The organism is Zoogloea sp. (genome assembly GCF_030157465.1).
Taxonomy (GTDB): Bacteria; Pseudomonadota; Gammaproteobacteria; order Burkholderiales; family Rhodocyclaceae; genus Zoogloea.
Genome location: NZ_JAOAUU010000132.1, coordinates 1 through 10,234, shown reverse-complemented (window position 1 = coordinate 10,234; position 10,234 = coordinate 1). Strand labels below are relative to the sequence as shown.

The window sequence follows — 10,234 nt, the reverse complement described above, 5'->3', positions numbered from 1 at the left end:
CTGTCAGCGACCACTGCACGGAATCGGAGGGCTACCGCGAGAGCGGTTTAGTCCATGGCCGAAATCCGGCCTCATGCCAGCGACGGCGGCACGCAAAAGCCACACGAGGACTGAGATGCCCAACAGGTTTTACGCGCGCTCTATTCATCTCGGTGCTTTGCTGGATAACAACCCCGTTGATGCGGTAAAGCAGTCGGGAAAGATCGATCTTGATATACCTGATCGTTTCAATCTCATTAGCCTGCGTGCGGCAATTCTGGTTGGCGGTGGTGTGCTGATCCACAATCAGGATGCGATTGAAGAAGGTCTCGCGTTGTTTCGCGAGCTTGTCGCTGCAATAGGGCAATCCGCCTCAGCATCAAGAACACATTAAGAAACAACGCACCGAAGCACGGCAATGCTATTGGAAAGTTGCGCAAGGCCCGAATGCAGGTCCAGCATTGAAAATCCATGCGGTAGACAAATGCCAGACGTTGAACATCATTGCCTGAAGCCGTTCGGGCTGGAGTTACTGCGCGCACTACGCGTTGCCAGATCGGCCATCCAGATGCTTGCGCTCGCAATCTCGCAGCATGAACAAGCGCTCGCACGAAAAGCAGGTGGTTTTGTCGGAGCGCTGACCGTCCCCGATCATGATTGGATACGGGGGCGCAACGAGAGTGAATAAGTGAGGTCGAGGTCTTTGCACTCTGTGAATAGATGCAGCCCCTTGCTGCCGCCAAGAGTGTTAATTGAACGGCCGGTCTGGACAGCGTAAAAATACGCGCAACACCGGTGATTCAAGTCGCTCAGCGCAACTGTCAGCTTTGGCTAAGGCCTAGGCATGCTTGCCGGCCCCGGATCAAGCATCGCCACGTGTGTCTCGTCCGGGTGCCGTACCGGGCAGGCGAGGCGTTCGGCCTTCAAGGCATCGAGCAGGGGCTGAAGCTGCCCCCTGCAGATCCAGACGAAATAAATACGAAAATTTTCTAATATTTCATTCGTGTCCGGCCGTAAAGCTTTGTGTACCCCCAGCCCGGAAACGAAAGGAGAGAATCTTATGAGCGTCGGTTCTGTCGGTGGTGCTTCAAGTGCCACCTATGCCCAGGCGGTTCAACGCCAGCCTGAAGCGGCTGAAGTCAGGAAGGCCGGCCCGGATAAGGATGGTGACAAGGATGCTGGCGTCAGCACGGTTCAGCCGAGTCCTGCGCCAACGGTCAATCTCAACGGTCAGACCGTCGGGCAGGTGATCAACACGACGGCGTGAGTCCTGAGGCGCTTCGCTTCGACACCGAAAATGCCCCGGCTGCGCGCCGGGGTTTTCATTTGCGCAAGTGGGCTTGAGGTGTTCGTGGTGCCGCCCCGAAAAGCTTTCCTTCAGAGGCGACCGCGCTTACAGGTGGGCGACGAATTGTTCGTAGCCCATGCCGTCCGCCGCGAGGTGGCATCGCAGCACCCCAAGCCCTGCGCCTATCGCGTCCCTGGGGCCGGCCGTTTTTTCGGCGGCGAGCATCTCGGCATACAAGGGGGCGACCTTCGCGATGGCGGTTCTGCTTGCATGGCGGCGCACCGATCGGTAGCCGGTAAGCTCTCCTTCGGCATCGGTGATGGGCAGGATATGCGCGTACACCCAGTAGAAGCCCCCGTCCCTGGAGAGGTTCTTGACGTAGCCGGAGAACTCATCTCCATCCTTGATGGCATCCCACATGATCGAAAACACCGCACGCGGCATGTCCGGATGTCGAACGATGTTGTGCTGGGCTGCGAGCAGGTCGTTTTCGGGGTGGCCGGAAAACTCGATGAACAGATCGTTCACCGAAGTGATGCGACCGCTCAGATCGGAGGTCGACAGGATGTAGCGATCGGCCGGAAGAATGCGTTCCTGGTCTGTTGGTGTGATGGTGCGGGATTTCAATGGGTGTCCTTGTGGAAAAACGTGTGACCGCTACGCCGCCACGGCCCGGAGTATCTCTGCCTTGTAATCATCGGGAACGGGCAGTGGGTCGATCAGGTTGGCGTACTTGGCGCCGGGGATCAGGGTTTTCAGGTTGATGATCTCGGCCGGCAGCGACGGGTGGCGTTCGTTGGCGAGGATGTAGCGCGCCGTCTCGACAGCCAGTCGTGCAATGTTGGCGCGGGGGGTGTCGGTGCCCTTGATCAGCAGGGCGATGATGTTGGGAAGCTGCCAGGCCTGAACCAAGGCCAGCGTGAGTTGCTTGAAGCTGAATCCGATCGCCTGCTGCTGCGCCGCGAGCGGGCGGAAGGCGCGACCCGATGCCAGCTCTGCCTCGACCTTCAGGGGCAGCTCCGGGGCGAAGTGCCACAGAAGCAGTTCGCCGCTCTCCGACAGCAATGCCGCCAGTGCCACTTCGTCCGGCGACACGTCGGTCCGCTGCATTGCCCAGGCGCGCCCGATGCTCGAAGCCAGCATTGCGAGGAACTCGCAATTGTTGCAGCCCGGCATGCTGTCGTCGCTGAGGCTGCTCTTGATCACGACCTGCAGCAGATCGTCGAACCCGGTTTGCAGCACCGCCCCCAGCGCCGTGGTGGTTTCCTGGCCAAGTCGCTGGGTACGTCGCCCCTCAGCGTGACGGAGCAGCTTGAGCGCCAGGTAGGGATCGGCATAGACGTAGCCGGACAGTTCGCGTGCAGAGATCGTGTCGCTGGCTTCCCTGCCCTGCTCAGCCAGCACCGTCATCAATGCATGGGTGCGCGGGAGTACGGGAATTTCCTTGTCCTTGAGGAATTCAACCCATTGATCGATACCCCAGCGTAACTGAAACGGTGAAAGCATCGGATCAACCCTCGTGATGGCTTCTGACTGCGTTATCAACGTTAGCACATGGGGGGCAGACTTCCTTTGCATGTATCAAGGCTGCCTGTTTTCCCCGGGCCCGGCGCCGGCGGGCATTTACAAATTCACACCACTCCTTACAACCTGCGCACCGCGTCTCTTCTATATTCGGGGCACACAATAGGTCTTCGCCATGTCGGGCGGAAGACCGGATCAAGACAGGAGAGCATGATGAATATGTTGACCAGAAGCCTCGCCGCCGGGTTGGTCATGGCGACTTTCTCTGGCTGCGCCAACATGAACGCGCAGCAGAAGAACACCGCAATCGGTGCGGCCGTTGGTGGTGTGGCGGGTTCCGTGTTGACCGGCGGGAGTGCTGTCGGCACCGTCGGCGGCGCGGCGGTGGGAGGTGTCATCGGCAACCAGATCAAGCGCTAGACGCCCAGCTGCCCGATACTGCAAAACCCGGCTTGGCCGGGTTTTCTTTTGGTTGCCCGGCAGCGCTTCGGTGACAATGGGCCTCTTTGACAGGAGGTGCGCCATGGGTTGGGAGCCGGATCGATACCTGCAGTTTGCCGACGAGCGCCTTCGTCCCGCGCTGGATCTGCTTGGGCAGGTTGCGCTGGCCGCGCCGGATCGGATCGTGGATCTGGGGTGTGGCCCCGGCAATGTCACCCGCCTGCTCTCCACCCGCTGGCCGAAGGCGCAGATCACCGGGCTCGACAGTTCGCCCGAAATGCTGGCCCGGGCCCGGGCTGCCTTGCCGGCACTTCGGTTTGAACTGGCCGGTGTCGAGGAGTGGGAGCCGGACGCCCCGCCCGATCTGCTGTTTTCCAATGCCGCGTTGCACTGGCTCGGCGACCACGAGGCGCTCTTCCCCCGTTTGCTCGACAGCCTTGCGCCGGGTGGCGTGCTGGCGGTGCAGATGCCCGCCAACTTCGATGCGCCGTCGCACCGACTGATCCGTGAACTGGCTGCCGAGCCCGCCTGGGCTGGCAGGCTCGGCGCCGCGCGCATGGGTGCGGTGCTCGGGCTGGCTGACTACCACCGTATCCTCGCCCCCCTCGCGAGCCGCCTGTCCCTGTGGGAGACGACTTACTGGCAAGCCCTCGACGGCCCCGCTCCGGTGCTCGACTGGTTGCGCGGCACCACCTTGCTGCCCTATCTGGCCTTGCTCGACGCAGCGTCCCGGACGGCTTTTCTCGATATGCTCGGCCCGCGGCTGCTTGAAGCCTATCCGTCCTCGCCGGCCGGGATCACGCTGTTTCCCTTTCGCCGTTTCTTTATCCTCGCTCAGCGATGAGCCCCCACGCCTCCCTGTTTGCCGAAGCCGCCCGACTCATTTCGGCCGCCGACGGGCTGATCATCGCAGCGGGTGCCGGTATGGGTGTGGATTCCGGGCTGCCGGATTTTCGCGGCAATGCCGGTTTTTGGCGGGCTTACCCGGCGCTGGCCGAGGCCCGTATCGCTTTCGAGGAGATCGCCAGTCCGGACGCCTTCCGGGCGTCGCCGGCGCGCGCCTGGGGCTTCTACGGCCATCGCCTGAATCTCTATCGCCGTACCGTGCCCCACGCCGGCTTCGGCATCCTGCAGGCCATCGCCCGGCGTTTGGCGCAGGGCAGTTTCGTGTTCACGTCCAACGTGGATGGGCAGTTTCAGCGGGCCGGTTTTTCAGATGCGGGCTTGTGTGAAGTGCACGGCTCCATTCATCACCTGCAGTGCATGGCCGGCTGCGGCGGAGCGATTGTTCCGGCCGACGGCTTTCAGCCCGATGTGGACGAGGCCGCCTGCCTGCTGCGCTCGCCCCTGCCCCGCTGCTCCTGCTGCAATGATCTGCTGCGCCCCAATGTGCTGATGTTTGGAGACTGGGGCTGGCTTGGTCAGCGCACTGACGCCCAGCGCCGGCGCCTGGATGTCTGGCTGCGCGGCGTGGCCAGGCCGGTGCTTGTCGAGATCGGTGCCGGCAGCCATGTGCCAACGGTGCGCTGGTTCAGCGAAAGCTTTGGCGAGCCGCTGATTCGCATCAACCCGACCGAGCCTGAGAGCCCTGTTCGCGGAGTCAGTCTGCCCTGTGGCGGGCTGGAAGCACTCACCGGAATTCACTCCGCACTGACGGATGCGGGGTTTTTCAGGGCCTGATCCGGTTGTTCCACGTGAAACATTATTGCTGGATTCTTTGCACACGTCGGTGTTGGTCCGGGCTGACAATGTCTGCTGCCAATCTGGCGGATCTCGTGCTTTTGTGCCGCCACATTCCTCGCCGAGTGGAGTGTTCCACGTGAAACAAACAGACTATTTCCTCGCACCGCTGGCCAAGGACATCGGCCTCCGGATCGAGTGCAGCAACGCCGCTCGTGAATATGTCAGCCCATGGCAGCGCATCAGCGTCGAAACCACGCGCGGCTTCGGCCGCCTGTACCACCTCGACGGTCATGCGATGGCGGCCGAGGCCGACGAGTTCATCATCCACGAAAGCCTCGCCCACATCGTCGCCTTGGCCCACCCCGCTCCGGTCTCGGCGCTGATTCTCGGTGGCGGCGACGGCGCCAGTGCCCGCGAGCTGCTCAAGCATCCCAGCCTCACCCGCATCGTTGTGGCGGAACTCGACCCCGACGTGGTGCGCGTTGTGTCGGCAGAAATCCCGGCCCTGCCCTCCGGTGCTTTCGACAACCCCCGCGTGGCCTTGCACATAGGCGACGCGGCCGAAACCCTGCGCACGCTCCACGCCCGGGGCGAGCGCTTCGACCTGATCCTGTTCGATCTGACCGAGCCCGATGACCCTGCATGCGCCCACCTGCACGGCGATGTTTTTCTGCGCCTGTGTGCCGCCAGCCTGACGCCGAACGGGCTGATCCACACACAACTTGGCTCGCCCTTCTACCAGCCTGATAAAGTACGGGCACTCCAGCTTCGCTTGCGAAGCCTCTTTCCGGCCGTAGGCTCCAGCCTGATCAATGTTCCCCTTTACGGTGGTCCGTGGCTGCTGGCTCACGCCAGCCTCGCAGACCTGCCCATGCCCGACGAAGCCTGCCTAGCCGTCCGTCTTGCCGTGCGTGGTATTGAAGCCCTGCGCTACTACAATCCAGCCCTGCACCTTGCAAGCAGCGTCCTGCCCAACTACGTGCGCGATCTCCTCGCCTGAAACCAATGCAAAACAGTCCTCACCGCTCCACCCAGTCGCCCAGCCTGCCCGAAGACAGTCTCGGCTATGCCCTCCTTGCCGCGGCTGAACTCGTCGCCGAAGTCGGCACCGGCCGAACCCTGACCGACGCCCTCGCCGCGCTGTGGGATGCCCGCCCCGCCACTCCGCCGGGCGTGCGCGGAGCCATTCTCGACCTTGCCTACAGCACCCTGCGTGACTTTGGCCGGCAGGATTTCATCCTCGGCAAGCTGCTCGCCAAGCCCCTCCAGGAGCCCGCCCGATCCCTGCTGCGGGTTGCCCTGTACCGTCTCGGCAGCCGTCCGGAGGCGGCCCACACCACCGTCGACCAAGCGGTCAGCGCGGCGGCCACGGTGCTTGGCGGCAACTTCAAGGGCGTCGTGAACGGCGTGCTGCGCAACGCGCTGCGCCAGCACGACGAGCTCGCCAAGGCCGCCGACGCCGACATGGTGGCCGAGCACCGCCATCCGCCCTGGTGGATCCGTCGCCTCAAAAGCCAGTACCCGCAAGACTGGCGCGCGATCCTGGCGGCCGGCAACATGCACCCGCCGATGGCCCTGCGCATCAACCCCCTGCGGGCCACGCTGAGCGAAACCCTGGAAAGCTTTGCCGAGGCCGGGCTGGCTGTGCGCGAACTGCCCAACGGCGCCCTGCTGCTCGATCGCCCGGTGCCGGTCAGCCGCGTGCCGGGCTTTGCCGAAGGCTGCGTCAGCGTGCAGGATGCCGGCGCCCAGTACGCTGCCGACTACCTCGATCTCGATGACGGCCTGCGTGTGCTCGACGCCTGCGCAGCGCCCGGTGGCAAGACCGCGCACATCCTCGAAACCGCCGATGTGATCCTCACCGCCCTCGATTCCGACGCCGGCCGCGCCCGCCGGGTTATCGAAAACCTGGATCGTCTGGGCCTCGGCGCCAAGGTTTACACCGCCGATTGCCGCGACCTGGACCGCTGGTGGAACGGTCGCCCCTTCGACCGTATCCTGGCCGACGTGCCCTGCTCCGCCTCCGGTGTGGTGCGCCGCAACCCGGACATCAAGTGGCTGCGCCGTTCTGACGACATCGCCCGCTTCGCCGCGCAACAGGCCGACATTCTCGAAGCCCTGTGGCGAGTCCTCGCGCCGGGTGGCAAAATGCTCTATGCCACATGCTCGGTATTCGCCGAAGAAAATGGCGACCAGGTTGCTGCCTTCGCCGCCCGCCATCCCGATTGCCGCCGCATCCCCATCGGCGGACAACTCGACTGTCAGCATCTCCCCTGCCCCGAACATGATGGATTCTTCTACGCCCTGCTCGAGAAAGTTGCCTGACCATCGGCGTCGCTTCCTGCGGCGTGCGCTGGCTCTCGGCCTGGTTGCCCGGATCGGCCTCGAGGCCGGCCCGGCGCAGGCGGCAGAGGCGGAGATTCGCAACGTCGCCCTGACCCAGGGCGACGAGCAGTACGTTCTCAGCGCCGATATCGTTGCCGAACTCACCCCGCTGCTGGCCGACGTGGTCAGCCGCGGGGTTGCGCTCTACTTCGTCACCGAGTTCGAACTTTCCGCCTCGCGCTGGTACTGGCTCGACGAGGAAATCTCGACCCGAACCCTTACTTACCGGCTCTCCTACCAATCGCTGACGCGCCAGTTCCGCCTCACCACCGGCGCGCTGCACCAGAACTTCGGCAGCCTCGACGAAGCCCTGCGCACCATGCTGCGCATCCGCAACTGGGGCGTGGCCGAACGCAACGCCCTGCGCGTCGGGCGCAGCTACAACGCCGCGCTGCGCTTCCGGCTCGACGTGGGCGAGCTGCCCAAGCCGCTGCAGGTGAGCGCCTTCGGCCGCAAGGACTGGAACCTCTCCAGCGACTGGTACCGGTGGACTTTCGTCGCCGCCGCCCGCGAATCCAGATGAGATCCACCGTCCTCGTCGTCGTTGCCGCCATCGTCGGCATCCTGCTGTTCCTGCTCGCCACCGCCAGCGCCAACACCTCGCTGTTCGCCCGCAACTACACCTTGCTGCTGGTGCTCAACGGTGTGATCACGCTGGGCCTGGCCAGCCTGGTTTTCGTGCAGCTGCGCAGCCTGTGGCTGGAATACCGGCAACGGCGCTTCGGCTCGCGCCTCAAGCTGCGCCTGATGGCCATTTTTGCCGCCATGGCGGTGGTGCCGGGCGTGCTGGTGTATGCCGTGTCGCTCCAGTTCGCGGTCAAAAGCATCGACTCCTGGTTCAACGTGCGCGTGGATGCGGCCCTCGAAAGCGGCCTGCAGCTGGGCCGCACCACCCTCGACATCCTTCTCGACCAGCTCGCCGCCAAGGCCGACCAGATGGCGCTCGAGCTCGAGGTGACGCCCCAGCTCCGCTCGCCGCAGCTCAACCGCCTGCGCGAACAGGCGACCGTCGAATCCGCCACCGTGTTCTCGCCTTCCGGCCAGATCATCGCCACCGCCGACACCCAGCTCGACACGCTGATGCCCGAGCAGCCCAGCTCGGCCCAGCTGCGCCAGGCCCGCCAGGCCCGCGGCTACCGCGCCGCCGAAGGCCATGCCGCCGACGGGCTGGTCCTACGCGTGATCGTCCCGATTCCGTCCCGGCGCTTCGGCGAGCCCCTGCTGCTGCAGATCACCCAGGAAGTGCCGCGCTCCTTCGCGATGCACGCCGAGAGCGTCGAAACCGTGCACCGGGACTACCAGGAGCTCTCCCTCGCCCGCGACGGCCTCAAGCGCATCTACACCCTCACCCTCACGCTCACCCTGCTGCTGGCTCTGTTTGCCGCGGTGGCCGTGGCCTTCGTGCTGACCCGGCGCCTGGCCGCCCCGCTGTTCATCCTTGCCGAAGGCACCCAGGCCGTTGCCGCCGGCGACTTCAGCCCCCGCCAGGCCCTGCCCGCCCGGGACGAACTCGGTGTGCTGACGCAGTCCTTCAACCAGATGACCCGCCAGCTGGAAGACGCCCGCGCCCAGGCCGACAACAACCGCGCCGCCGTCGAGCGTAACCGCGCCTACCTTGAAAGCGTGCTCGCCAACCTCTCCGCCGGGGTGCTCGCCTTCTCGCCGGATGGCCACCTGCGCGCCGCCAACCACGGCGCCATGACCATCCTCAACGACGAGCTGCACGACTACGAGCGCACCCGCCTTGAAGACTGGCAGGCCCATGCGGCCTTCCGCGATGCGGTGCTGGAAGGCTTCCAGGCCCCCGAGGCCGACTGGAACCGGCAGATCGAATTCTCCAACCCGGACGGCAGTGCCCAGACACTGCTCCTGCATGGTGCCCGCCTGCCCGACAGCAGCGGCGGCGGCTGGGTGGTGGTGTTCGATGACATCACCCATCTGATTGCCGCCCAGCGCACCGCCGCCTGGGCCGAAGTGGCGCGGCGCCTCGCCCACGAGATCAAGAACCCGCTCACCCCCATCCAGCTCTCTGCCGAGCGCCTGATGTTCAAGCTGGCCGACCGCCTCGACCCCGAAGGCCGGGCCATGCTCGAGCGCTCCACCACCACGATCGTGAATCAGGTGGAGGCGATGAAAAACCTCGTCAATGCCTTTCGCGACTACGCCCGCCTGCCCAGTCCCGTGATGACGCCGCTCGATCTCAACGGGCTGGTTCGCGAAGTGCTGGTGCTCTATGAAGGTTCGCGGGTCATGATCCATGCCGAACTCGCCGCCGAAACGCCCGCCGTGCTCGGTGACGCCACCCAGATCCGCCAGGTCATCCACAACCTGCTGCAGAACGCGGAAGATGCGCTGGTGGATGTGGATGCACCGGAAATCTGGCTGTTGACCCGCACCGATGCCCGCCGGGTAGACTTGATCCTGCGCGACAACGGGCCGGGCTTTCCGCCCGAAATACTGAACCGCGCCTTCGAGCCCTACGTAACGACCAAGGCGCGCGGCACCGGCCTCGGCCTGGCCATCGTAAAAAAAATAATCGACGAACACGATGGCGAGATCCGTCTCGCCAACCGTGAAACCGGCGGAGCGGAAATCCGTATCCGCCTGCGCAGCGCTCCCCACCCAGAGTCCCGAGCCCATGGCTAAAATTCTCATCGTTGACGACGAAATCGGTATCCGCGAACTTCTGTCTGAAATCCTGCGCGACGAGGGTCACGACATCATCCTCGCCGAGAATGCCGCTGCTGCCCGCGCCGCCCGCAATGCGGCCCGGCCCGACCTCGTGCTGCTCGACATCTGGATGCCCGACACCGACGGTGTCAGCCTGCTCAAGGAATGGTCGGCCAACGGCCAGCTCACCATGCCGGTGGTGATGATGTCCGGCCACGGCACCATCGACACCGCCGTCGAGGCCACCCGCATCGGCGCGATGGA

Annotated in this window: 12 protein-coding genes and 1 pseudogene; 11 read left to right on the top strand and 2 right to left on the bottom strand. The window is 64.5% G+C overall.

The genetic code is table 11. From position 1 onward, the window contains the following. From Q1W26_RS15800 to Q1W26_RS15790, 3 genes and pseudogenes are all read left to right on the top strand, one after another. Positions 1-373 (top strand): annotated as a pseudogene (locus Q1W26_RS15800) (hypothetical protein); the annotation flags it as partial. 90 nt (positions 374-463) lie between these two features. Then, positions 464-667, top strand: coding sequence for a hypothetical protein (locus Q1W26_RS15795; RefSeq protein WP_300442214.1), 204 nt, complete (start codon positions 464-466; stop codon positions 665-667). Positions 668-1,039: 372 nt separating this feature from the next. Next, entirely contained in the window at positions 1,040-1,246 is a 207-nt protein-coding gene (locus tag Q1W26_RS15790) for a hypothetical protein (protein ID WP_300442213.1), read from the top strand. 126 nt (positions 1,247-1,372) lie between these two features. Here the strand turns inward: Q1W26_RS15790 and Q1W26_RS15785 are convergent, their stop codons facing one another. Continuing rightward, positions 1,373-1,894, bottom strand: a complete 522-nt coding sequence (locus Q1W26_RS15785; RefSeq protein ID WP_300442212.1) for a PAS domain-containing protein — start codon at positions 1,892-1,894, stop codon at positions 1,373-1,375. Between the two features lie 30 nt (positions 1,895-1,924). Then, entirely contained in the window at positions 1,925-2,773 is an 849-nt protein-coding gene (locus Q1W26_RS15780; RefSeq protein WP_300442210.1) for an HDOD domain-containing protein, read from the bottom strand. A gap of 231 nt (positions 2,774-3,004) precedes the next feature. Here Q1W26_RS15780 and Q1W26_RS15775 point away from each other — a divergent pair, with 231 nt between their 5' ends. The 8 genes from Q1W26_RS15775 to Q1W26_RS15740 form a co-directional block, all read left to right on the top strand. After that, complete coding sequence (locus Q1W26_RS15775) at positions 3,005-3,211, top strand: glycine zipper 2TM domain-containing protein (protein ID WP_326526696.1); 207 nt, start codon at positions 3,005-3,007, stop codon at positions 3,209-3,211. Positions 3,212-3,314: 103 nt separating this feature from the next. Further along, the gene (locus Q1W26_RS15770; protein ID WP_300442208.1) at positions 3,315-4,076 is read left to right on the top strand and encodes a methyltransferase domain-containing protein; all 762 of its coding nucleotides are present in this window, start codon (positions 3,315-3,317) and stop codon (positions 4,074-4,076) included. Then, positions 4,073-4,912 (top strand): Sir2 family NAD-dependent protein deacetylase, encoded by an 840-nt coding sequence (locus Q1W26_RS15765; protein ID WP_300442207.1) that lies wholly within the window; start codon positions 4,073-4,075, stop codon positions 4,910-4,912. The genes Q1W26_RS15770 and Q1W26_RS15765 overlap by 4 nt, the downstream gene beginning before the upstream one ends. Positions 4,913-5,051: 139 nt before the next feature. Then, on the top strand, positions 5,052-5,915 hold the full coding sequence (locus Q1W26_RS15760) for a fused MFS/spermidine synthase (RefSeq protein ID WP_300442205.1): 864 nt from the start codon (positions 5,052-5,054) through the stop codon (positions 5,913-5,915). Between the two features lie 5 nt (positions 5,916-5,920). Then, positions 5,921-7,240, top strand: coding sequence for a 16S rRNA (cytosine(967)-C(5))-methyltransferase RsmB (gene rsmB / locus Q1W26_RS15755; RefSeq protein WP_300442204.1), 1,320 nt, complete (start codon positions 5,921-5,923; stop codon positions 7,238-7,240). Further along, the gene (locus Q1W26_RS15750) at positions 7,233-7,823 is read left to right on the top strand and encodes a DUF4390 domain-containing protein (RefSeq protein WP_300442202.1); all 591 of its coding nucleotides are present in this window, start codon (positions 7,233-7,235) and stop codon (positions 7,821-7,823) included. The genes rsmB and Q1W26_RS15750 overlap by 8 nt, the downstream gene beginning before the upstream one ends. After that, positions 7,820-9,946 carry an ATP-binding protein gene (locus tag Q1W26_RS15745; RefSeq protein WP_300442200.1) on the top strand — a complete coding sequence of 709 codons (2,127 nt, stop codon included), beginning with the start codon at positions 7,820-7,822 and terminating at the stop codon, positions 9,944-9,946. Before Q1W26_RS15750 ends, Q1W26_RS15745 begins: the two co-directional genes overlap by 4 nt. Further along, a partial coding sequence (locus Q1W26_RS15740) for a response regulator (RefSeq protein WP_300442198.1) occupies positions 9,939-10,234 on the top strand: 296 nt, incomplete at its 3' end. The genes Q1W26_RS15745 and Q1W26_RS15740, both read left to right, overlap by 8 nt.

What these genes read in the sequence shown, in the direction of transcription:
- Q1W26_RS15795 (WP_300442214.1), top strand. Translation starts at nt 464, where the DNA reads ATGCCAGACGTTGAACATCATTGCCTGAAGCCGTTCGGGCTGGAGTTA.
- Q1W26_RS15790 (WP_300442213.1), top strand. Translation starts at nt 1,040, where the DNA reads ATGAGCGTCGGTTCTGTCGGTGGTGCTTCAAGTGCCACCTATGCCCAG.
- Q1W26_RS15780 (WP_300442210.1), bottom strand. Translation starts at nt 2,773, where the DNA reads ATGCTTTCACCGTTTCAGTTACGCTGGGGTATCGATCAATGGGTTGAA.
- Q1W26_RS15775 (WP_326526696.1), top strand. Translation starts at nt 3,005, where the DNA reads ATGAATATGTTGACCAGAAGCCTCGCCGCCGGGTTGGTCATGGCGACT.
- Q1W26_RS15770 (WP_300442208.1), top strand. Translation starts at nt 3,315, where the DNA reads ATGGGTTGGGAGCCGGATCGATACCTGCAGTTTGCCGACGAGCGCCTT.
- Q1W26_RS15765 (WP_300442207.1), top strand. Translation starts at nt 4,073, where the DNA reads ATGAGCCCCCACGCCTCCCTGTTTGCCGAAGCCGCCCGACTCATTTCG.
- rsmB (WP_300442204.1), top strand. Translation starts at nt 5,921, where the DNA reads ATGCAAAACAGTCCTCACCGCTCCACCCAGTCGCCCAGCCTGCCCGAA.
- Q1W26_RS15745 (WP_300442200.1), top strand. Translation starts at nt 7,820, where the DNA reads ATGAGATCCACCGTCCTCGTCGTCGTTGCCGCCATCGTCGGCATCCTG.